General features: G+C 39.0%; 18 protein-coding genes. 15 read left to right on the top strand and 3 right to left on the bottom strand.

Annotated elements, in window-relative coordinates:
• The first annotated feature begins 296 nt into the window (after positions 1-296).
• The 3 genes from HNP38_RS04115 to HNP38_RS04105 are packed head-to-tail and all read left to right on the top strand — an operon-like array spanning position 297 to position 2619.
• A complete protein-coding gene (locus HNP38_RS04115; RefSeq protein ID WP_184184860.1) occupies positions 297-1841 on the top strand; it encodes a beta strand repeat-containing protein in 1545 nt (514 codons plus the stop codon).
• 54 nt (positions 1842-1895) lie between these two features.
• Positions 1896-2366: a helix-turn-helix domain-containing protein gene (locus tag HNP38_RS04110; RefSeq protein WP_184184857.1), complete on the top strand. Its 471-nt coding sequence runs from the start codon at positions 1896-1898 to the stop codon at positions 2364-2366.
• Positions 2335-2619, top strand: coding sequence for a helix-turn-helix domain-containing protein (locus HNP38_RS04105; protein ID WP_184184854.1), 285 nt, complete (start codon positions 2335-2337; stop codon positions 2617-2619). Before HNP38_RS04110 ends, HNP38_RS04105 begins: the two co-directional genes overlap by 32 nt.
• 379 nt (positions 2620-2998) lie before the next feature.
• Here HNP38_RS04105 and HNP38_RS04100 read toward each other — a convergent pair whose 3' ends face one another.
• On the bottom strand, positions 2999-5191 hold the full coding sequence (locus HNP38_RS04100) for a B12-binding domain-containing radical SAM protein (RefSeq protein WP_184184851.1): 2193 nt from the start codon (positions 5189-5191) through the stop codon (positions 2999-3001).
• Between the two features lie 141 nt (positions 5192-5332).
• On the opposite strand from HNP38_RS04100, the gene HNP38_RS04095 reads away from it, so the two are divergent.
• The 10 genes from HNP38_RS04095 (at position 5333) to HNP38_RS04050 (ending at position 17537) form a co-directional block, all read left to right on the top strand.
• Entirely contained in the window at positions 5333-6826 is a 1494-nt protein-coding gene (locus HNP38_RS04095) for a tetratricopeptide repeat protein (protein ID WP_184184848.1), read from the top strand.
• A gap of 46 nt (positions 6827-6872) precedes the next feature.
• A complete protein-coding gene (locus tag HNP38_RS04090) occupies positions 6873-8387 on the top strand; it encodes a tetratricopeptide repeat protein (protein ID WP_184184845.1) in 1515 nt (504 codons plus the stop codon).
• A gap of 267 nt (positions 8388-8654) precedes the next feature.
• On the top strand, positions 8655-9110 hold the full coding sequence (locus tag HNP38_RS04085) for a helix-turn-helix transcriptional regulator (RefSeq protein WP_184184842.1): 456 nt from the start codon (positions 8655-8657) through the stop codon (positions 9108-9110).
• A gap of 355 nt (positions 9111-9465) precedes the next feature.
• Positions 9466-10044, top strand: a complete 579-nt coding sequence (locus HNP38_RS04080; protein ID WP_184184839.1) for a hypothetical protein — start codon at positions 9466-9468, stop codon at positions 10042-10044.
• 40 nt (positions 10045-10084) lie between these two features.
• The gene (locus tag HNP38_RS04075; RefSeq protein ID WP_184184836.1) at positions 10085-11572 is read left to right on the top strand and encodes a hypothetical protein; all 1488 of its coding nucleotides are present in this window, start codon (positions 10085-10087) and stop codon (positions 11570-11572) included.
• A 131-nt stretch (positions 11573-11703) separates the two neighbouring features.
• On the top strand, positions 11704-15027 hold the full coding sequence (locus tag HNP38_RS04070) for a hypothetical protein (RefSeq protein WP_184184833.1): 3324 nt from the start codon (positions 11704-11706) through the stop codon (positions 15025-15027).
• A 28-nt stretch (positions 15028-15055) separates the two neighbouring features.
• Positions 15056-15574 (top strand): hypothetical protein, encoded by a 519-nt coding sequence (locus HNP38_RS04065; RefSeq protein WP_184184830.1) that lies wholly within the window; start codon positions 15056-15058, stop codon positions 15572-15574.
• Between the two features lie 49 nt (positions 15575-15623).
• Positions 15624-16595 (top strand): hypothetical protein, encoded by a 972-nt coding sequence (locus HNP38_RS04060; protein ID WP_184184827.1) that lies wholly within the window; start codon positions 15624-15626, stop codon positions 16593-16595.
• A gap of 198 nt (positions 16596-16793) precedes the next feature.
• Positions 16794-17213, top strand: coding sequence for a transposase (locus tag HNP38_RS04055; RefSeq protein WP_184184825.1), 420 nt, complete (start codon positions 16794-16796; stop codon positions 17211-17213).
• Positions 17214-17225: 12 nt separating this feature from the next.
• Complete coding sequence (locus HNP38_RS04050) at positions 17226-17537, top strand: helix-turn-helix domain-containing protein (RefSeq protein ID WP_184184822.1); 312 nt, start codon at positions 17226-17228, stop codon at positions 17535-17537.
• Positions 17538-17575: 38 nt separating this feature from the next.
• On the opposite strand, the gene HNP38_RS04045 is transcribed toward HNP38_RS04050, so the two are convergent.
• A complete protein-coding gene (locus tag HNP38_RS04045) occupies positions 17576-18847 on the bottom strand; it encodes an aminotransferase class I/II-fold pyridoxal phosphate-dependent enzyme (protein WP_184187567.1) in 1272 nt (423 codons plus the stop codon).
• Positions 18848-18925: 78 nt separating this feature from the next.
• On the bottom strand, positions 18926-19963 hold the full coding sequence (locus HNP38_RS04040; RefSeq protein WP_184184820.1) for a PLP-dependent cysteine synthase family protein: 1038 nt from the start codon (positions 19961-19963) through the stop codon (positions 18926-18928).
• Between the two features lie 222 nt (positions 19964-20185).
• On the opposite strand from HNP38_RS04040, the gene HNP38_RS04035 reads away from it, so the two are divergent.
• Positions 20186-23671 carry a DUF2723 domain-containing protein gene (locus tag HNP38_RS04035; protein ID WP_184184816.1) on the top strand — a complete coding sequence of 1162 codons (3486 nt, stop codon included), beginning with the start codon at positions 20186-20188 and terminating at the stop codon, positions 23669-23671.
• A gap of 19 nt (positions 23672-23690) precedes the next feature.
• Positions 23691-25040 (top strand): hypothetical protein, encoded by a 1350-nt coding sequence (locus tag HNP38_RS04030; protein WP_184184813.1) that lies wholly within the window; start codon positions 23691-23693, stop codon positions 25038-25040.
• Positions 25041-25043 lie beyond the last annotated feature (3 nt).

The raw sequence follows: 25043 nt of genomic DNA, 5'->3' as shown, positions 1-25043 counted from the left end.
TCTACAATGAGCTTTTATCATGTAAGAATAGAGAGTGATATTGTAGAGATCCATTTTTTTGTTTTTTTTTTAATCGGAACTAATATTGCCAAGCATTTAGCTAATATTATCAAATATTTTAAAACAGAAAAATTTTTAAATGATTTTTGCCCATATAGGGATTTGTTATATGCTAAATGATAAAAATGACGAAAGATGGCCAATGACAATGTCAAAAAGCATAAGCAAATATCTTGTGGAGCTATTTTCAATTAAAATAACATAACATTTAAAATATATAAAAGACACTAAGAATTATGAGAAAATTAAGTATTTCGATTGCTGTATTATCAGGGTCCTTTTTTTTAGCACAAACAGGTAATGTAGGGATTAATACATCCAGCCCGGACTCTAATGCAGTATTAGATGTAGTATCTTCAGACAAGGGACTTCTTCCTCCCAGAGTATCCCTTACTTCTACCTCTTCAGCTTCACCACTTACTGCCCATGTAGCCGGGATGATTGTATATAATACAGCTACGGCAGGAGATGTAACACCTGCATTGTATTATAATGACGGCACAAAATGGGTATTAGGCGGAGCAGGAACACCAGCCGCTACCACCAATAATCTGACCACATCAGGAAATACCATTACCTCTAACGTGAATGGTATCAGTTCAACGGCGCCTGCAATTAATACCAATTCATTATCATTATCAGGAACCAGTTTAACGGGTACAGTGAATGGTATTGCAAGTAATTCACTGGATCTTACGCCTGCCATAACGGCTGCTACTACCAATACCTTGGTAAGTGGCGGTACGGGAAATAATACGATCACTTCCACAGTGAACGGAGTTTCTGCAAATACCACTGCTGTAAAAACGGTAAGTAATACTTCCACCGGTAATTCCCTTTCCACGACTGTCAATGGTATAGCAGGTACAACGGTACCCATGATCAATACCAATGCGTTATCATTATCGGGAACCAGTTTAACGGGTACAGTCAATGGTATTGCAAGTAATTCACTGGATCTTACCCCTGCCGTTACCGCAGCAACCACCCATACTTTATCGGTATCAGGAAATACACTGACATCCAATGTGAACGGGGTTACTCCCAATGTTACGGTTCCCAATATTTATACGGCAAATGGAACCCTTACCAGCGCAAGGACTGTAAATACATCCAGTTTTCTGTTGTCATTTGTCAATGGCTCCAGCTCTACTACCATTAATAATACAGCAGCAGGAAATGGAATGCTGTCAGTGGGAGGTTCATCCAGGGGATATATCCGGGCTATAGCATCAGGAAATACTTTTGCAGATATGTTTGTAGATGCTTCAAGTGCTGCCCAGTATACAGCGGGAGGGTCCATCTCCGGGATGGATGTGGGAACGGCCACTGGTTCAGCCACAAGTTTAAGATTGGTAACAGCAGGACAGGGTAGAATGACGGTAAGTGGGACTACAGGCAACGTTGCAATAGGTACAAATCCTACATCAAATAAACTTGAAGTAGCCGGATCTGTAAAAGCCACGAACTTTATTTCCAATACCACAACATACCCGGATTATGTATTTGAAGGCTATTATCAAGGAAAGTCAGCAATCAATCCTCAGTATAAATTCAAAAAACTGGAAGATGTTGAAGGATTTATTAAAGAGAACGGACATTTGCCGGGCTATGCTTCCATAGAAGAGATACGGGAAAAAGAGATGACCATAGATGTTTCTAAAAATACTATTACCAATATGGAAAAGATAGAAGAACTGTATCTGTATGCCATTGAACAGAACAAAATGATAAAAGAGCTTCAGGAAGAGATAAAAGTACTTAAAATGAAGCAGAAATAAACATCGGTACTGGTCTTAATTTCTTAACCGCAAACTACTAATAGTCTTTAGATTATGGAAGCAGATTTTAAAAATATCCATATAGGAAACTATATCAAAAAGCAGATAGAGCAGGAGGAGATCTCTATAGACAGAATCTGTAATTTTTTCAAACTCAAAGAAGAAGAGATTCTCAGGATGTATGAAGAAAAAAGTTTGGATACTGATGTCCTCCTCAGATGGAGTAAGCTTGCAGAATATGATTTCTTCAGGATATATGTAACACACCTTTTGTTGTATGACGGAATTTCGCATACAAAAAACAGCAGAAAGGCCAAACAGACGGGAGACAAAATAGTATTCAGAAAAAATATTTATACCCGGGAGATCAGGGAATTTTTGGTGAAGCTTGTTGCATCAAAGCAAAAAACTGTAGTAGAGGTCATGCAGGAATATAATATTCCCAGAACTACTATTTATAAATGGATAAGAAAATATGAAATTACACTGACCAATGAAAATACCCAATTACCAAAAGATTTATGAAGATCTGTTACGATCAAAAGGGCTTGAAGGAACCAAAGAAGTGCCACGTTTTGAGAAAAGTACGGATATTATCCGATTCGATAATCTGATTTCGGATAAAAATAATGAAGGTGCTGATAAAGAAAATCAGCGTTTCCGGGCTTATGATGAAGAGTCTGTTCTGGAGATTTTAACTTATCAGAAGAAGTACCGGCTCAATAATTCAGAGTTGGCGAGGATATTCAGGCTAAGCAGAAATACTATTGCCAGATGAAAACAGATTTATCAGTTAAATCATATATAGTTTAACAGGATAAAAAATAATGATACCCAACCACTTTCAATATGAAAATATGAGAGTGGTTTTTTATTGTATAACAGGCTTTTGAAAACCAAAAGATATTTTAATTAAAAAACAGAAAATGACATCTGTCTAATAAAACGAATTTTATGATGAAAAAAAGAAAACAGCCATGAACAGCGAAAAGACAGCCAAGAAGCCAAATCACGGGGAAAAATGACTTATCGCGGTTTACTTTATTAAACGGTTGAATAAGAAAGTAATGAAATCTGGCAATCAAGAAGGCTAAGGAACGGTTATAATAAAATGATATCCGGAAGTGGCAGAACATCCATATCGCTTGGCTTAAGCTCTATAAGGTCAGAATAGCACCATTCTCCTTAAGCTGCTGTATGGGCTTTGAGAACCAGAACAATTCAAAATCTTCAAAATTTTCTTCAAACCGGGCCTTAAGTTGTTGAAGAGTAACCCTTTTCGAACTTTCTATCGGATTTTCTTCAAGGATTTTTACCAGCCATTCCGCTTTTTCCTGTTCCAGATCAACTTTTATGATGTTGGTTTTTATATGGAAAGATAGCCGGGTGTATGGCCAGCTGTTCCTCTTTTTTGTTTTGATAAAATGATCAATTATCGGGTTTTTAGCCGGAAAAAGGACTCTTGAATTTCCTTTAAAAATAAACTGATCTTCTTCTAACAGGCAGTTATGGATATGATCTGGATGGATGGTGGTCTTTGGAATTTTAAAATCGAACCATTCTTGGAGCGGAATTTCAAAATGAATCCCGTGCATATAGTTAAAAAGAGACTTTCTCAGCCCAAAACTAAAAGCATGATGATCAATTCCCGTCTTATCTTTAAAATCCACATCATTATTGGCAAACAGGATTTCCTGCTTAACTGGTATCACTCCAAACTCTTCAGGGTGCATACCTACCGGTGAATGTGCAGTCATGGCAAACTGGTGCCAGAAACCGCTTTGCAGGATTCCCATTTCAAACATCTGTCTTACCATTTCCAAAGAATCTATGGTTTCCTGGACGGTTTGGGTAGGGTAGCCATACATCAGATAAGCATGCACCATGATTCCTGCTTCCGTAAAATTTCGTGTCACCCGGGCAACCTGCTCCACAGAAACTCCTTTGTCAATCAATTGAAGCAACCGGTCACTGGCCACCTCTAATCCTCCCGAAACAGCTACACACCCTGAAAGCTTCAATAAATAGCAGAGATCCCGGCTAAAGCTTTTTTCAAACCGGATATTAGTCCACCATGTCACTACAAGATTTCTTCGCAGGATCTCTAAGGCCACTTCTCTCATGAGGGCAGGCGGTGCAGCCTCATCCACAAAATGAAACCCGGTGTCGCCGGTAGTTCGTATAAGCTCTTCCATCCGGTCTACCAGGATTTTGGCAGAAACAGGCTCATAAATTTTTATATAATCCAGCGAAATATCACAAAAAGTACATTTACCCCAATAGCAGCCGTGAGCCATTGTAAGTTTATTCCATCTTCCGTCACTCCATAAGCTGTGCATCGGGTTGGCAATTTCGATAACGGAAATGTACTGATCCAGTAGTAAATCTGTATAATCCGGTGTACCGATGTCAGCCTGTTTATAATCATGCCTTTTTGAATTGTTTTTATAAACAACCGTTTGGTCTTCTGCTAAAAAAGTTCTTTTATACTCAGTTTCAGGATTGTACTCTGCATTCAGGTTTTCGCAAAGCAGCTCTAGAGGTAACTCGCCGTCATCTAATGTAATGAAGTCAAAGAATTCAAAAACCCTTATGTCTTTCACTTCTCTCAGTTCGGTATTCGGAAAGCCACCACCCATTACGGTTTTGATATGGGGATAATTTTCTTTGATGAACTTTGCACATCTGAAACCGGAATACAGGTTTCCGGGGAATGGAATGGAAAAGCACACCATTTTGGGCTCTATGGTATCCAGCTTTTCCCGAAGGATGTTTAGAGTGATATCATCAATAAATGATTGCTCATCAGTAAGCTTTGAATAGAGCTCATCAAAAGAATTGGCACTTTTCCCCAAACGCTCTGCATACCTGCTGAATCCGAAATCAGGATCTGTATTTTCAACAATATAATCTGAAAGATCCTCCAGGTATAGGGTAGCAAGATGTTTGGCTTTATCCTGCAGACCCATATTCCCGAATGCAAATTCCATATCATCCAGCTGATTGAAACGGGATGCTTCCGGAAGAAAATTCATACTGCAGATCTGCCTTGCCAATGTAGGATTTTTACCCTGCAGGAAAAGAATAACCTGATCGATCGTTTTAAGGTATTCTTCCCTTAACGCAAAAATCCTCTGGGAATTTTCAGATGGGTTTCTCGGGCTGGTTTCATTATTGAAAACCTTTCTTAGACCGTCTGCTGAAAATATCCCCAGTATAACCTCGATCCCCAGATCCATCTGGCAGGCGGAAATATTTTTGGTATTCAGGAAACCTTTGATATATGCCGTTGCTGGATAGGGAGTGTTCAGTTGGGTAAATGGCGGAGTGATAAGAAGCAGATCTTTCAATAGAAAATTTTTACAAATTTATTTTAAAAATTCCAGACTCATTATACATTTCGGAAATTAAGAGGTGATGCAGAGCATTTGTGAATTATTAATATTGACTTTCGGTTATATTTTGTACCTTTAATTGACAAAATTCAAACGATGAGAAGGAATCAATTAATAGTATTGTTTATTTTTTCCTTTATACTCATACCTGATTTTTTTTTCTCCCAGGCAGGATATATTAATCATAACAGGGTACAGGCATATTCACTGAAAGAGATAGACAGCCTGCAGAATAGTATCACTCCGTTCCTTAGAAGTCAGGGAAAGTTCCGGGAAGTGGTTTCTTTGAACAAACAGCTGATACAGAGATCAAAAAACTTAAAATACTCCAGAGGAATTATAAGCGGATATATCCATATCGCCAATATTTTATTCCTTACCGGCAAATATGATGAAAGCCTTCGCTTTTTGAAGCTGGCAGAAAAAGAAAATGATAAAAAAAAAGATCATTATATATCAAGTTGGCTATACATTGAGTTCGGAAACAATTTTGACGTTCTGGGCTTTAGTGAAAAAGCCAGCCAGGCTTTCAGTAAAGCCATACAATATGGCAAGAAAATAGAGGATGCATTGAGTAAGAAACGTATGTTGTCCTATGCATATAACCGTAAAGCGGTCTGTAAATACATTGCCGGAATTCCGGATTCCTCGCTTTATTATTTTAAAAGATCTGTTGATATACTTCCTGAAGAACCTACATCCACGATCAATGTAGGGGACTGGTATGCGAAAAGCAATAAAACAGACTCTGCTGAGTATTACTTTGGAAAGGCCTTTGAAATCATCAGGGACAGGCCTGATTTTGTATATCAGAAAGCCTGCCTGGATTGGGGATATGGCACCTTATACAATAATCAAAAAAAATATAAACAGGCTCTTGAAGCTTTTGAAAATAGTGAGGCGATTTTTAAACAATTAAAGCAGCCGAATGATCTTGTAGGGCTTTATGAGCTTATAGCAAAAGTATACGACAGCCTGGATATGCCTGAAAAATCAACTGAATATTTTCTGAAGCATACTCTGCTAAAAGATAGCCTGAACAATATAAAGCAGCCGGCCCTTGATATGTCTGTCATTCATTTTCTCGAAGAGCAGGAACAGGAAAGCAGGGCTGTTAAGTATAACCTGTATTATACCATAGGCGGAATTATTGTGGTCAGTATAGGTATTGCCTTATTAGGAATATTCTATTACAGGAAAAATAAGAGGAAAGAATTCTTACTTACTGAAAATACAATAGCGATCTCACAAAAGGATAAAGAAATGGAAGAGCTGAAGCAGAAGGTGAATGAAACTTTTGAAGAAATCATACAACTGGCCAAGGAAAACAGTCCCGAATTCTGGGGGCGCTTCCAGGAAGTATATCCGGGATTCCGTGAAAAAATGCTGGATATCAATCCCGGCCTTAAGACCACGGAGCTTATATTATCTGCTTATATTTATCTGGGATTCAATACCAAAGATATTGCTGACTATACCTTTAAGGCTGTTCAGACCATAAAGAATAATAAATATAACTTAAGGAAACGCTTAAACGTTCCTCCGCAGGATGATATTATATTATGGATGAGGGAAAACTCCCGGCAATAGAAAGTCTGTAAATATTTTGTATCTTTAATTTTATAAACCTCAAGGAATGAAAAGGAAATTGTTAATACTATTATTTAATCTTTCCTTTATCCTTATTTCAAATTTTTTTCTCTCCCAGGCAGGAATTATTATTGAGAAACCACTTTCCGGTCACAAAATGTATACTCCGAAACAAATTGACAGCCTTCAATATAACGAGATTGTCTATCTCAGGGATGAAAGAAGATTCAAAGAATTATTCTTATTAAGTACTCAATTGATCGAGGCATCGGAAAAAATACAGTATTCCAAAGGAGTTATTACAAGCTATCTGAATATTGCCAATGCCCTCTTTCTTATCTATAAATATGATGAAAGCCTGCGATTCCTGAAACTGGCGGAAAAACACAAGGGCATGGAAAGTTCGAATCACCTGCAAAGCTGGCTATACATAGAATACGGGAATAACTATGATGCATTGGGTTTCCATAAAAAAGCAAGCGAAACCCTTGATAAAGCCATACGGTTCGGAATTAAAATAAAGGATCCCCAAAATAAAGGATTTATGCTTCATTATGCGTATAATCATAAGGCCGTTTGCAGATATATGGCTAAATTTCCCGATTCTTCCCTTTATTATTTTAAAAAAGCATATGAGGCACTTCCTGATGATCCACGGCGTAACTTAATTACAATAACCAATATAGGAGACTGGTATTCGAGGCATAATAAGCTGGATTCCGCAAAATATTTTCTTGATAAAGCTTCTGGACCCATAATGGATAGTCAGGACTTTCTTTTTCAGAAAGCATGCCTTTATTGGGGATATGGTACATTATCCGCCAAGCAAAAACGTCATGAGGAAGCCCTGGACTATTATAAAAAAGCAGAGCATATTTTCAAACAATTAAATACACCTAATGATTTAGTAGGGCTATATAAACTTTTTTCTAATGAGTATGACAGTTTGAATCTGCCTCAAAAATCTAAAGAATACTTATTAAGGCATACAATTTTGAAAGACAGCCTCAATAGTATCAAAGAGCCCACAATGGATACCTTTGTCGTCCATTTTCTAAATGAGCAGGAAAGGGAAGAAGAGTCAAGACGAAACAGGCTGTATTATATTATCGGAGGTATTTTTGTGATCAGTATAGGTATTGCCTTATTGGGAATATTCTATTACAGGAAAAATAAGAGGAAAGAATTCTTACTTACAGAAAATGAAATAATGATTTCACAAAAGGACAAAGAAATGGAAGAGCTGAAGCAGAAAGTGAATGAGACCTTTGAAGAAATAATACAACTAGCCAAAGAAAACAGCCCTGAATTCTGGGGACGCTTCCAGGAAATATATCCGGAATTTCGTGAGAAAATGCTGGAAATTAATCCAGGCCTTAAGACTTCGGAACTTATACTGTCTGCTTATATTTATTTGGGATTCAATACAAAAGATATCGCAGACTATACTTTTAAGGCTGTTCAGACCATAAAGAATAATAAGTATAACTTAAGAAAACGTTTAAATGTCCCCCCGCAGGACGATATTATACTATGGATAAGGAACCGTACAGATAGCTGAATACAGCTGTCAATATACATTTGTTATCATAAGGTACTTTATTGGTACCTTATTTTTTTTGATTTCAACCCTGACTTTTTTTGCTTTGTGTTTTAAAATAAATATGGATGAAAAAAATAAAAATTCCGTATGGCTGCTCCAAAAGAGAGTAATCAGGTATGGAAACCAGACAATCAGATACAATTCATATTTAATAACAGGTGTCTATTCAGTAAATACCGTTATTATTCCTGTCTTTAACAATTAATTAGAGATCCTTATTTCAGTATGGTATCAGAAAAAGACCAAAAAAAACATAAAAGAGGTTTCAGTATATCTTCTGTCATCATTGGAAGCGCAACAACGATCATTTCATTGATGTATTATATACTAAACAAAGAAAGAGAAAACCTGAAAACTTCATTGTATGAACAGAAAACAGGGGAAGCTTTTGATGAAATTATTCAGCTGGCTAAAAGTAACAGCCCTGAATTTTGGGCACATTTTCAGGAAAAGTATCCCTCATTTCGAAAAAAACTGTTAGAAATCAATCCTGATCTTAAAGCTTCAGAGCTTATTTTGTGTGCTTACATTTATTTAGGATTCAATACAAAAGATATAGCGGAATATACTTTTAAGGCTGTGCAGACTATTAAAAATAAGAAATATAATCTTAGAAAAAGGCTTTCTATTCCGGTGAAAGATAATATAATGTTATGGTTACGGAAAAATCTTGATGAATGATTAAGTTATTGATTTTTATTGTTTTATATTTTAAAGTACTTCGTTGGTACCTGCAATTTTTGCTTTGATCGGAATATTTTTAGTGATTTGCAGGACAAAACACAATTGATGAAAAAATTTCTGTCCATTACTTTTTTTACTGCTAAAATGTAGGGCTTACTTCTTTAAGAATTTCAAAGATTTCAAAATTAAAAAAACAACACACAAGATGAAAAATAATATAACAACCTCCATTTGTACCTGATATATATTTTCTAATAATTCACAAGTTGGCACTGGTACAAAAATAATGTTTTCGGTTCTGTCTTCTCAGTCATCCGATTAAAGTACACAATTCTACAAACATAAATACACAATGAAAAAAAGATTAATTCTTCTTGGGACTATTTTTGTCTCATTCTTATCCTTTGCTCAAGTGGGAATCAATACCTCTTCCCCCAATACAGATGCCGCTTTGGATGTGGTATCCAATACCAAAGGTATTCTCAATACCCGTATTGCTTTAAGCTCTACCTCCAGTCCTTCTCCCTTAAGTGCACATGTAGCGGGGATGATGGTCTATAATACGGCATCTGTTTCAGATGTTACCCCCGGATTGTACTATAATGACGGTTCCAAATGGGTAAGAGCCGGCGGATCCTCAGCTTCAAATCCTCCCCTTAATGTTATCTACCAGAATGGCAGTTATACCGCATTGCCTACAGATGATATCATTCTGTACACCAATAACACGGTGGGAACCCGTCTCACCCTTCCCACCACAGGAGTAGCGGTAGGCAAAAAGATCTATGTTTCCCTTATTGGTTCAGAAGATGTTCTGCTCACCCCTGTTCCAAGAGAAACAGCTAACCAATACCTGATCAGCGGGCAGTCCAACATATTGATGTACACTGGTGATGCCACCTCCCCATGGTCCATTATATCAGGCTATTAACTAATAACAAAAGAACACAATACATTAAATTTAAGAAAAGATGAAAAAAGAGATCAGACAGATCATGATGATCGGTGCAATCGTATGGGGTAGTGCAGCCCACTCCCAGATAAGGATTGCCAACAGCACCACCAATCTTGCAGTCACAGGCAGCTCAGCCTTTATAGATGCTTCCTCCAATGCTACCTACAATAGCTCTTCCAATACAGGCAAAGGCTTATTATACCCAAGAGTAGACCTTACCACTTTCACTTCTTTCGGAGGAGCCCCGATAGGCCTTCCTACCTCTTTCCCGAGCTATTATGACGGATTTGTCGTGTACAATACCAATACAGGCGGAGTAGCAGGAGTAGGGACAACAGAAGGAACCTTAACCTCAGGTTTCTGGTATTATGATAACAAATCGAGAGACATCAACGGTGGTACGTGGAAGCCGTTTATTCCGTCATCCGGTACCATCTCCATTACCAATGTACTGACCAGTACAGGTAATACCGCTACCTCCACGGTGAACGGAATATCCTCCTCAGCCCCCATAGTCAACAGCAATGCACTTTCCTTATCAGGGAATAACCTAACCAGCACCGTGAACGGAGTAACATCCACCGTAAATTTGGCTCCTCTTATTACCTCGGGTACCACCAACACACTGATAAGCGGAGGAGTGGGCAACAATACTCTTACCTCCACTGTGAACGGAGTGGCAGCAAGCACTACAGCGGTGAAGACAGTTAGCAATACAGTTTCAGGAAATACCCTGACCACCACAGTCAACGGCATTAGCAGTTCGGCCATAACCCTCCCGCAGGGAACCAATATCTATAATTCAAACGGAGCCCTCAATAGTGACAGGATGGTTTCTACCAATAATAAAATGTTATGGTTTCAAAACGGTGTCAGCAATGAAAACAATCACATAGCATTTGATATTAATGTGGCTGTTCCAGGGAGTACAAGGCTTATCACAAGAGCAAGTTCCAATTCCCTGATCAGAGCTTTGATCAATTCAAGCCGTATGCTTGATATGGAACTTTTGAGTAATGGGACATCGAGATTAATGTCTACGGGAAGCTCAGAGTTATTCATAGGGACCAATACGTCATCCGGACCTTTGGTATTCGGAGTAGCAACTAACAGAGCTATACTGGCAACCAACGGCAATTTTGGTATCGGAACCACCAGTCCCTCTCAAAAGCTGCATGTGATAGGTAATATCCTTGCCTCGGGAACAATAACTCCGGATTATGTATTTGAAAAACATTTTGAAGGAGTATCAACATTGAACCCATCCTATAAAATGATGGCGTTGGATGAGGTGGAAGAGTTTACCCGTGTTCATAAGCATCTTCCGGGCGTTCCGTCTGCATCTGAGATAGCGGTTCAGGGAGGTATCCTTGTCAACAGGGCCTCAGAAATAAACCTTGAAAAGATAGAAGAACTGTATCTGTATGTCTTCGAATTGAACAAAGAAATAAAGGCATTAAAGGAAAAGAATGAACAGCTTGAAAAGCGACTCCATAATAACTAACTAATACTATTTGGAAAGTCGGGTTTTATGATCAGGCTCTTTAAAAAGCATAATTACAATATAATATAGAACAGGAAAATCGGCATCAGTCACAAGATATACTCTATAAACACACACAACAACTAAGGATAATGAAAAAAAAATTTCTAATTAATTTCTTTGCGGTATGCTTATCCCTGTCAGCAGGAACAGGTATAGTAAAAGCACAGGATTCAGATAGTGACGGCATTACAGATGTCAGTGATCTGGATGATGATAATGACGGAATTCCGGATGCGGAAGAATCGCCGGACTGCTTTTACACAGTGTATGAAGCGAATAGAATAACATCAGTAGTCTCTGCTTTGAACGGAGATACGGGGGACCCTCTTGCTGGAAGTAACATTCCATTACTATATAACGATAATTTTAATGATGGTGCGGTTGCTACAGCCTATAATTTTGCAGCAGCTCAGATCATGGTATCTGGAATGCCTGTATTTACGGTTACTTATCCTACACCCTTAGTCTTAAGATCCCTTACTGTAACTACAGGTTCAGGGCTTACCACCCTTACCCGGTATGCAAAATTATATGGTTCTGCGGACGGGGTGCTTTATACAGAGATTTCGACGGCAAGTAATCTTGCTAACAATACAATTACATTTACCAATACTTCATCTAATCTGTATCCTTACTATCAGATAAGATATATAGGTTCTACAACTACGGGAAATCTGACTACCGGCGCAGCAGAAACAAATGCCATACATGAGGTATCATCTATTGTTGCTTCTACTCCTGTATATAATCCTTCCGCACATCCGAAATCGGGGGCGTGTAATATAGACACTGATGGTGACGGAACCCCTAATCATCTGGATACGGACAGTGATGGCGACGGATGCCCGGATGCTTATGAAGGAGGGGCTACTTCCAACAAAACAGTCAGTACTTTATCTGCACCTTACGGAACCAATGGTTTGTCCAATTCCGTAGAAACCAGCGCAGACAGCGGGCAGGTATCTTATGTATCCACCTATGCCAGATATGCGACTAATAATAACCAGAACCTGTGCGCAGATACAGACAATGACGGCGTTCCCAATCCTATTGACTTGGATGATGATAATGACGGGGTACCGGATACCACTGAAGGAGATTTCTGTGGCAGAATAAACAGGAACATCAGGGTGGGGTATTTAGCCGGTGGTGTGGGAGATGATGGTTTGGCTTCTAATATGCTGCTGAATCTGAATAACTTTGGTCCTTATGGTACCTATAATAAGACCACGGGGATCACTCTGGTTCCTTTTACCACTGAAGCCGGTATCACTGAAGCTAATTTGCTCGCCAATAATGTTGATGTATTTTTTGTAGGCTCTTCATCAGCTGATGCTACGACCAGTGCGGATAAAGTCTCTACAGCCCTCAATACCTTACTCATCACCTGGGCAAAGAACCACGGCAAATCCATATTTGCCCTTCAGAATAACGCTATTGATTACGGGTATATCATTACCAGTAATAATACGAATCCTAACACTCCTTCAGGAACTATAGGAACCAATACCTACACCAACGGATATTGGCCAACCTCTTCTTTAAACCAATCAGGAACAGTACAGATGACCATTCAGTCCAACACAAGGCAGTTTGATATCCTGATGACGGATGCCAATCTGAGACCCGTGGTGATTACAGACAGAGAATATAATTTGCTGATCTTTCCGGATGCCACTATATACAATACCGAATCCGGCATGATTACGCCAACTACCAATGACCAAAAGGCTATAGCAGATACCTGGACGTATTTTTTTGATAGGTTTGTTGCCCCTCAATGCACCACATTGGATACGGATGGAGACGGAACTCCTAATCACAGGGATTTAGACTCGGATGGAGATGGTTGCAGTGATGCTCTGGAAGCTGGAGCCACTACTTCCTTGACACCCAATTTTACCTTTATCACACAGGCGGGTACATCAACGGATACAGACAGTGATGGATTGGCGGATGTTGTAGATACCAATACCAACGGGATTCCGGATTATCTGAGTACCTATGATCCGCAAGCATTGGATAATACTATCAGAAAGTGTTTAGACAGTGATGGAGATATCCTGCCGGATGCCTCAGATATGGATGATGATAATGACGGTATTTTGGATACGAATGAAGGTAATACCTGCAGCGGATTGGGCAGGAATCTCAGGATAGGGTACCTGAATACTACATTAGGCAGAAACGGATTAATGATCAATATGCTTAGCAATACGGTCAATTTTGGTGCCTCAGGAACTTATAATAAGATTCCCGGGATCACCTTTGTTCCGTATGCTACGGAAGCTGCTATTACAGAGGCTCAGTTATTAGCAGATAATATAGACATTTTCTATGCCGGGTCTTCTGCAAATGATGCCCAGACCTCTTCAGACAAGCTTTCAACGGCAGTGAATACCAGAATATTATCCTGGGCAGATAACCATGACAAAGGAATAATTGTATCTCAGAATAATGCCACCGATTATGGATATCAGGTCACGAACAATAATTCTAATGCAGATATTCCTTACGGACCTATCGGAGATGCTGTTTTTACCAACGGGTATTGGCCGGAAACTACTTTTAGCCAGAGTGGAGCAGTACAAATGACCATCGCTTCTTTAACCAGAACATATGAGACTGCCATGGTGGATGCTAATGGTAAAGCAGTTTTCATACGTGATGCAGACAGGAAACTAGTCGTTTTGCCGGATGCTACTATCTTTATCAGTAATCAGTCAGCTTCAGCGATCAATAACAGTACTTTGAGAATAGCAGCAGATGTATGGGCGTATGGTTTCGATGTATTTTTAAATGGTTTTGAGCAATGTACTTCCATAGATACTGATGGAGACGGTATTCCTGATCAACTTGACCTGGATTCTGATAATGACGGATGTTTGGATGCTTTAGACGGGGCAGCCAATATCACAACTTATCAATTGGTGAATGCAGCAAACGGGCTTTCCGTAGGAACAGGATCTACAGCTTCCAATCAAAATTTATGTGCGGGCTCTTCATGTGTAAATGTTAATGGCGTTCCTATAATCGTAGGTGCTATGGGACAGGGAGTAGGAGATTCTCAAAATGCGGCAGTAAACCTGTGTTTCTGTTATAAGCCGGCGAGCGTTGCAGGTACAGCATTAGATACCAAATATGGCATCACGGCACTGGGGAGGGCGGGAGCAGACAGTGGCAACTGGCCGATGGTGAGAAAAGGAGCCTGGGCTGCACTGGAAGCTAAAACCAAAGGATTTGTAGTGAACAGGATCCCTACCACGACGCAAGTATATGCTATTGCCAATCCTGTTGAAGGAATGATGGTTTACGATGAAGAAGCTGATTGCCTAAAAATCTATACTACTATAGACAACGGAGCCACATTCGGTTGGCAGTGTTTCAGTACACCAGCATGTCCAGATCAATAAAACCTTTTAACTGATAATAACTTAAAAAATGAAAAAAACATTCATATTACTATTTGCTACTATTTCCGCCTGTGTTTATTCACAGGTGGCAATAGGCAAAAGCTCAGTGACCAATACATCTGTTTCCCTGGAATTCGGAACAGAGAATAGGGGACTTTTGTTACCCTGGGTAACTTCTGAAGGAGGAGTGACAGGTGCCGTAGATGGCACTATGATCTATGATACTGCCGATAAAAAGGTAAAATACAGGAAAAACGGAAGTTGGTTCGATCTGAGCAGGGATATTACGGGAACAGTAGATACTACATTACAGGACCCGATTGTAGAGCAGGCTTCTGCTAAGACCGGAATAGGTACTAATGCCAGTACGGATGCCACATCAGGGATCTTAGTCCTTACAGACACTGATAAGGCAATGGTCCTGCCCAAAGTAGATAGCCCGCATCTGAACATCATCAATCCTTCAGCAGGAATGATTGCCTACGACAATGTGAAGCACCAGCTGGCTGTTTTCAATGGAACAGTATGGTCTTTCTGGAAGCCTTGACGTAGATATATTTTATAATCCAAATTAAATCATATAAAAAAATATCATTATGAAAAAAATAATATATGCAGCCGTACTGCTGCTACCATATGCTTTTTATTCCCAGACAGGAAATGTAGGAATTAATACTTCTTTACCTGGCAGTACTCTTACGGTAAACGGTTCCATAGCAGGACAGTACAAAAATGTATCAGCTTCTGCAACATTGGGAGCAAATGATTTCTATACGGCGTATAGCGGAACCGGTGCAGGAACATTTATCCTGCCTGCTGCCACTGCGGCATATCCTTCAGCAGGGAATATATTGGGCCGGGTTTATTATATTAAAAATATAGGGACAGGCAATCTCACAATTGCGGCTAATGGTTCCGAGCTTATAGAGAATCAGCCCGGAGCAGGAGTTTCAAGTGTGGTTTTAACACCCGGAGGATATGCTATGTTGGTCAGCAGAGGAACGGCAAGCGGAACTACATGGGAAGTAGGGATCTTAATTAATAAGCCTGTACCTACAATTGCGGCATTGGGAGCATCTGATACGGTTACCTATTCCGGAGCAGCCCTTACTAACTTCAACAACAGTATTCCCCAGATCATTCCTTTTTCGGCAGGTGATGTTATTGTGAATCAGGGTGGTTCGGCTGTATGGAATGATGCGGGAGATTACTGGCAAATCCTTGAGTCTGGTATTTACAAAATAGAGGGCTATGCGTACTTTGGAAGCGGAGGTGCAGTTTCAGGGAGCGGGGCATTTACAGGTATTAATCTTAATATCACTAAAAACGGAACAGCCTTAACGAATATTATAGGAGGGAACAGGGCAAATATTGACAATGCCACTGCAACATCAGGCAATTCCCCTATCAATGTCAATTGTATTGTCCATCTGAATGCAGGAGACAGGATATACCTTACCATGAATTGGGCTGCTTTTAATAAGCCTACTTCAGATGCACACATTACAGCTCCTAATTCGCTGATAGAAAACAGGAATTTTTCCCTGCAACAGTTGTCTACTCCCTAAATTATCTATATAATCCAGTAAACATGAATGAAAGAGTAATAAGAAACTTTCTTTTGGAATTAATAGATACCGGACAAAAAACGGTTGCACAGGTTTCCAGGGAGAGTCGCATACCTCAAATGACTATTTATATGTGGATTATATCCAGACGAATAAGAAAAAGTATTAAAAAACCTGATACCCAATAATAGTATGGATATGGACTTTAAAACAATACATATAGGAAGCTGTATCAAAGAACAGGTACAGCAAAAAGAATTTTCAATAGAACGAATAGCCAACTTCTTCAAAATAAGTGAAGAAGAAATTAACAGAATGTTTGAAAATAAAAGCATAGATACAGACCTTCTTCTGAAATGGAGCAAGCTGCTGGAATATGATTTTTTCCGGCTGTATGTAACCCATCTTTTGCTGTATGACGGGATCTCACATACTAAAAATAACAAAGAAGTAAGGCGGGCCGGCGAAAAAATTCTTTTCAGGAAGAATATTTATACCCGCGAGATCAAAGAATTTCTGGTAGGTATGGTTACCTCCAATCAAAAGACAGCCTCACAAATCATGGAAGAATATAATATTCCCAGAACCACCATTTATAAATGGCTAAGAAAACACTAAATACTTACAAAGATGAAAACACCCAATTATCAGAAAATTTATCAGGACCTTTTGAAATTTAAAGGCCTGGATGAGTACATTCCGGTTCCAAAACTGGAGAAAAGCATCGAAATCATCAGATTCAATAATTTAATTGCAAAAAAGGAAAGGCTGATAGATTCGGGGATCACACAGCAGTCAAGATCTTATGATGAAGAGTCAATACTAGAAATCCTCCGTTATCAGAAAAAGTGTAACATCAATAATACCCAACTGGCCCTGGAGTTTAAGCTCAGCAGGAATTCTGTGGCAAAATGGAAAAAGATCTATCAGTATAAGATTTAAATGAAAAACCTCAGAAAATTTTCTGAGGTTTTTTATATTTAGATGGGTTTGAAACTTAAACCCTGTTCCTGTAACAATTTTTGTTCCTGTTCCTTATAATATCCGCTTTTCAGTTTATCATGAATAGCTTCAAACGCAGCAAGTGTTTCATTGATCTCAGCGTCTGTATGGGAAGCAGTAGGGATTAATCTTAGCAGGATCATTCCTTTAGGAATTACCGGATATACCACTACAGAAGTAAATATCCCGTAAATCTCTCTCAGGTCTTTTACCAAAAGAGTAGCTTCTACCGGAGTTCCCTGCATCATTACCGGAGTTACGCATGTATTGGTATCTCCAATGTTAAATCCTCTTTCCTTAAGCCCATTCTGTAATTTATTGGTATTTTCCCAAAGTTTAGCTTTGATTTCGGGTCTTGTTCTTAGAAGCTCCAGCCTTTTTAAACCTCCGATCACCATTGGCATCGTTAAAGATTTCGCAAAGATCTGGGATCTCAGGTTGAATTTCAGATACCTGATGATCTCTTTATCACCGGCAAGGAAAGCCCCAAAGCCTGCCATTGATTTTGCAAAAGTAGAGAAATACACATCAATCTGGTCCTGGCATCCCTGCTCTTCCCCGGCTCCGGCTCCTGTTTTCCCCAGTGTACCAAATCCGTGGGCATCATCTACCAAAAGCCTGAACTTATATTTTGATTTTAATTCACAAATTTCTTTCAGTTTACCTTGCTGTCCTCTCATTCCGAAAACCCCTTCCGTAATGACCAGTATACCGCCTCCGGTTTCCTGGGCTACTTTGGTTGCTCTCTGAAGGTTTTTTTCAAGGCTTTCAATGTTGTTATGCTTATACGTAAATCTTTTTCCGGCATGCAGCCTTACTCCATCCACAATACAGGCATGAGAATCAACATCATAAACGATCACATCATTTCTGCTTACCAAAGCATCAATGGTAGAAACCATTCCCTGATAACCGAAATTTAATAAATAAGCAGATTCTTTCTGAACGAATTCCGCCAGCTCTTTTTCTAATTGTAAATGTTGTTCTGTTTCACCGGACATGGCCCTTGCTCCCATAGGGTAGAACATACCGAATTCTGCAGCAGCTTTGGCGTCAGCTTCCAATACTTCAGGATGATTGCACATTCCCAGATAATCATTGGCACTCCAGAAAATAACTTCTCTTCCCTGGAACTGCATTCTCGGGCCGATAGGGCCTTCCAGTCTCGGGAAAATAAAATATCCTTCTCCGTAATCTGCGAACTGTCCGAGAGGTCCCGGATTTTCTTTTATTCTTTCAAAAATATCCAACATTTTATTAGTGATTTTAATTAAAAAAGCCTTTTGTGTGCTACAAAAAAGGCTTGATTTGTATCGTAAATTTATTTTTTATTTAATGAACTCTGTTTTGAAAACTTCATCATAATTATGAACACAGTTGTTAACAAAACCCTGCTCAGCCATCCATTTGTCACTATATACTTTGGTAATATACCTTGATCCGTGATCCGGATAGATCAGAACGATCACATCATCCTTTGAAAATTCGTGGGACTGTGCATACTGTAATAATGCCTGGGTAACAGCTCCGGTGGTATATCCGCCCATGATGGCCTCCTTTAAAGCAATCTCACGGGTTCTGTATGCCGACATTTCATCATTCACCCTTACAAATTCATCCACTTTATCAAATAAAAGGGCGGAAGGGATCAGGTTTTTCCCCATTCCCTCGATCTGGTAAGGATGTACATCCTCTTTGTGGATCTCACCGGTTTCATGGTAGCTTTTCAGGATAGAGCCGTCTGCGTCCACACCAATGATCTTTATATCAGGATTTTTTTCTTTTAAGAATTTGGATGAACCGGATAAAGTTCCCCCGGTTCCCGTACAAGCGAACAGGTGGGTGATCTTACCTTGCGTCTGCTCCCAGATCTCAGGTCCCGTGGTCTGATAATGGGCATCAATATTCAATTCGTTAAAATACTGGTTGATGTAAATAGAGTTGGGCGTTTCTGAAGCCACTCTCTTGGCTACTTCATAATAAGACCTTGGATCATCAGCAGGCACATTGGCAGGGCACACATATACGGTAGCACCCAATGCTTTCAGATAGGAGATCTTTTCAGGTTTGGTTTTGTCACTTACGGCAAGGATGCATTTATATCCTTTGATAATGCAAACCATGGCAAGGGAAAATCCTGTATTACCGGATGTAGTTTCTACAACCACGGAATCTTTATTCAATAAACCTTTTTTCTCAGCGTTTTCTATAATATGAAGTGCGATTCTATCTTTGGTGGAATGTCCAGGATTATATGATTCTAGCTTGGCATAAACAGTTGCAGAAATATCTTTCGTTACCGTATTTAGCTTTACCATAGGAGTATTTCCTATTAGGCCAAGGATATTATCGTAAACATTGCTCATTATTTGTTATTTTTCAATAAAAATCTGACCGCAAAAATACAAAAAAATAAATAATCTTTAAATTTTTATTGAGTTACTCGATATACTCTCCATAAAAACTATTTTTCATCCGCAGTCTTAGCGCTTGTAGTGTCTCAAAAACTGCGCCAATTTTTTTAAATTTTGTTAAAATCCTCCTAAAATGATCTAAAAACCTTATTTTCGCGTAATTGATTTATTATTATGAAAAATTGGACTTTTAGGCAGTGGAACACCATTCTGGGGTGGGTAATTTTCATTATTGCATTTCTCACATATTTATCGACCATAGAACCCAATTTTAGCTTTTGGGATTGTGGAGAGTATATCTCCTCAGCGGTGAAACTGGAAGTAACGCATGCTCCCGGAGCAGCTTTGTTTCAGATCGTAGGAGCCGTTGCAGCTGTTTTTGCAATGGGGAAAGGCGAAAATTATTCCATTGTGATCAATGCGATGTCTGCGCTCTTCAGTGCATTTACTATTCTGTTCCTGTTCTGGACCATCACTCATTTTTTAAGGAGGCTTCTGAATAAGGATTTTGAAGAAGTAACGAGACATCAGGAGATCTCTATTCTGTTTGCAGGAGTGATAGGGGCTTTATGTTTCACTTTTTCAGATACCTTCTGGTTCTCTGCGGTAGAAGGAGAGGTATATTCTATGGCATCTATGTTTACTGCACTATTAGTCTGGCTGATCACCAAATGGGAAAATGAATATACTGCTCCGGACAGTGAAAGATGGATCATCCTTATTTTCTTTATTGTAGGGCTTTCCGTAGGGGTACACATGATGTGTATGCTGGCTATTCCTGCAGTGTGTCTGGTATATTATACGAGAAATTATACATTCAGCTGGAAGAGCTTTATCTGGGCTAACGCTATTACACTAGGCGTTTTAGCCATTGTATTCAAATTTATCTTCCCGCTGATCATGACGATGTTCGGAAAGCTTGAAATATTCTTTGTGAATGGTTTGGGCCTTCCTTTCCATTCGGGAACCATTGCTGCTTTTGTCCTTATGGTAATTATCTGCTACCTCATCATAAAATATGCAAGAAAAACAAAGAGAAATGTATATCAGACGATTGCATTATCTGTAGTCTATATGATCATCGGTTTCTCATGCTGGATGGTGATCCCTATCAGGGCAAATGCCAATCCGCCGATGAACCTTAATGATCCGGATACGGCCATCGGGATGCTGGATTACTATAACAGGGAACAATATGGTGACTGGCCTACCATTTACGGGCAGAACTATACGGCATTCCTTAATGCCAACGGGATCGAAAAAAATGAAGACGGAAGTTTTAAGACTGTAAAAACAGGCGATATTTACGAAAAAGATGAAAAATCCGGAACCTACAGAAAAACAGGAGACCGGTTCAATTATGTTTTCAATAAATCTCAGGTAAGCTTAATGCCAAGAATGTTCAATGAAGATAAGGATGTGATGTCCAATTACATCTCCATGTACGGGGCGCCGGATTTCTCATTCAATTATGATAATGAAGATATTGCAGACAGCCCTGAAGCCAAACAGATCTTTGATGAGCTCAGACAGAAATATGAAGATAAATCTATTACGGCTGCTGATTACCTAAAGGTGAAACCTTACAATCTTATCAATGTTCAAAGGCCGTCTCTTGCCCAGAATATGGATTATTTTATCACTTTCCAGAACGGGTATTACTTCGTGAGATACCTGATGTGGAACTTCGTAGGCCGCCAGAATGATCTTGAGGGTAATATGGAGATTACCAATGGAAACTGGATCTCGGGGATCTCTTTTATAGATGATGCTTTATGGGGAAGTCAGGATAAGATGCCTGCCAAGTTCAAAAATGAAAGTACGGTTAAATTCTTCTTTTTACCTCTTATTTTAGGATTAATAGGATTCTTCTTCCAGTTAAACAGGGATTTCGGAAGATTCTATGCTTTATTATCACTATTTGTTTTAACCAGTGTGGGTATTATTTTCTATACCGGGGTAAAACCTTTTGAACCGAGGGAAAGAGATTACGCTATGGTAGGCTCCTTTTATGCCTTTGCGATATGGATAGGATTGGGGGCCGGAGCTATTTTATGGTTCCTGCAGTCCAAAATAAAATCCAATGCGGCCAATATTGTTGCCGGTATTGTTTTATTAGGAGTACCTTTTATGATGGGCTTCCAGAATTATAATGTGCATGACAGAAGCAACAGATATACGGCTTACGATTATGCTTATTCAGTATTGAAATCGTTACCGAAAAACGATATTCTATTTGTTTATGGTGATAACGATACTTATCCGGTTTGGGCGATCCAGGAGACTGAAAGACTGAGGGACGATGTGAAAGTGGTGAACTTTACCTTAGCATCCACACCTTGGAATATTGATCAGATCAAGAGAAAAACATATAACGCAGCACCTATCCCGAGCCAGTTGACCCATGAAGATTACAGGGACGGAGTGAATGACCAGATCTATCTGATGAAGAAAGAAGACTGGGAAGGATTATTCGGGATGCTTAAAGAACAGGGAGCTCCTGAAACGGAATTCCAGCAGTTCAGAAAATACCTTACGCAGGATTCCATGACGTTGAAAGAAGCCATGAACTTTATTAAAATGAAATCTCCTCAGAAAGATGAGCTTCTGAAAATGTATTTCGGGGAAGAGAAGTATGAAAAATATAATATCCTTCCGGTAACTAAATTTGTTTTACCGGTGAATAAAGCCAATGCGCTGAACTCAGGGATCATCAATCAGGCTGATCTTCCAAATGCGGTAAACCAGATCCTGATCAACTATAAAGGAAATACTCTTTATAAGAATAACCTGATCATGCTTGACCTCTTAGCGAATTTTGACTGGAAACGCCCGATCAATTTCTCTTCAGGAGGGATCTATGACAGTGAAAACATTTTCTTCCTGGATGAATATCTTCAGTTTGACGGATTCAGCTACAGGCTGGTTCCTATACATACGGAACCAAATACTGACGGCGAGATGGGAAGGGTAGATGCCAACTCTTTATATAACGTAGTGAAAAACTTCAGATGGGGGAACTTCAAAGACCTGAACGTTCACTTTGATGAAACGGCTACTTCTAATATCATTAGCTACAGAACTTCCGCAAGCCGTGCTGCTGCCGCACTTTCTTTAAGCGGGCAGAAAGCTAAAGCGATCGAGCTTCTGGATCTGGCTGCAAAAGAAATTCCGGCTGAAAAATATAATGATCCGAGATCCTTAAGCTCTATGGTTTACGGGTATATCGTAGCAGGACAGGAGCAGAAAGGATTGAAGTTGGCAGAGATCCTTAAAAAGGGGATTTTTGAAGAATATGAGTATTATTTAAGCCTTGACCAGACAGATCAGAATTATCTGAGAAGAAAAATGAGATCCAAACCAATGGAATATTCTCTGGTAGTTGCAGCAGTTACAGACGCTTATACGAAGATAGGACAGAAAGATAAAGCCTATGATTATCTTGTGAAGGCGATAGAACCGATTGATAAGAAGTTTAATGTCTTTATCAAGGATCTTCAGCAGATGGGTAAGGAAAAAGCAATGACCGAGTCTGAGAATGTACAGAAGATCACACCATTCTACCAATACCTTTTTGATATTATGGAACCCTTTGACTCTACTTATTCAAAAGAAAAAGAAAATCAGATCACCACAGCCATTATAAAAGCAACTCAATAATTAGAAATTTATTTAAAGAATGATGAAATATTTTGAAAAAACGAATTTTCCCTTAAAAGTTTTTTTCACAGCCATTTTTGTATGGGTATTTTTAGCGGCAGGAATTTTTTTTCTGAATAAATATGTGGTATTTACCGGGAACAATATCTTATTCCCGTTCTCGGTAATCTATCCATCCTCATTTTTAATAGTAGGCAGTTTGTTCTGCCTATTATTTTTAGGTACGGGATTACTGGCTTACAGCTATTACCAGAAACTGAATTTTTTTGCCATTTATCTCGTATGCATTTTGTTGGTTGTATTGGGAAATATGGGGCAGGGAAATTTTGATATTGCATTTTTACAGTCGTTTTACCTTAAAGGAAGACAGTATTATACAGACGCTGTTAATATTACCGACTGGAAATTGTGGCTTATGAATTTTAATGATAATCTGGAAATGTTCCAGCTTCATACCCGTACCCATCCACCATATACAACTTTACTGCATTATGCTTTTCTGGAATTGTTTAATGGAAGCATAGCAGGATTAAGTCTTTCATTTTTTGCCATTTCCATTATTAGTTTTCCGCTAATGAATGTGCTGATGAAAAACTTTGGCATTGAGAAAACGAGAAGAAAAATAGTATTGTTATTATTTGCTGTTATCCCTTCCATTAATATTTACCTGTTGGTGACCATTGATGCCATTATTCTTACTTCCACACTATTATTCCTTTGCGGAATCTCAAAGATCTACTTACAGAATAAGCTAAGCTTTTTAGGCATACTGATGAGCTTATCCGGGCTTATCATTACTAATATGATCACATTTTCAGGTTTGTTTATGCTTGCATTTCTGGGAATTTTATCTTTGGTAACCTTATACAAAAAGCAGTATTCGGTTTTTATAGCTTCAGCGGTGTGTATTGTTTTAACGGCAGCTTTCTTTTATCTGAGTTATGATTTTACGGGAAGCAGTCATTTAACTACTTTTATGGAAGCCAGTCATTCTGAGAACCCGAAAGGTTTTATGCTGCTGCATTCACCGGTGATCTACTTTTTCACAAGGCTGGAAGATATCGCAGAAATATTGTTCTTCCTGTCATTTGCTTATATAGCTTATTTCTTTAGTTTTAAAAACCAGGATTATAACCTGTTTACTGATAAGAATATTAATATTTTTTCATTTTCAGGGATTGCAGCTTTGGGCCTGATGTTTTTGACCGGAGCTTACGGAACGGGTGAAACTGCCAGAGCCTGCCTATTTATTGTACCATTTTTTGTGTTATTTCTAAAGGATTTAAAAAGCAGCAGTTTAAGCGTACTGTATATTCTTTGTTTACTGCAGACGTTCGGGATGCAGCTTATAGGAAATTATTATTGGTAAAAA

The organism is Chryseobacterium defluvii, from assembly GCF_014204415.1.
Lineage (GTDB): Bacteria > Bacteroidota > Bacteroidia > Flavobacteriales > Weeksellaceae > Chryseobacterium > Chryseobacterium defluvii_A.
Note: the sequence above shows the minus strand (reverse complement) of the source record. Positions and strands in the feature narration are given on the sequence as shown.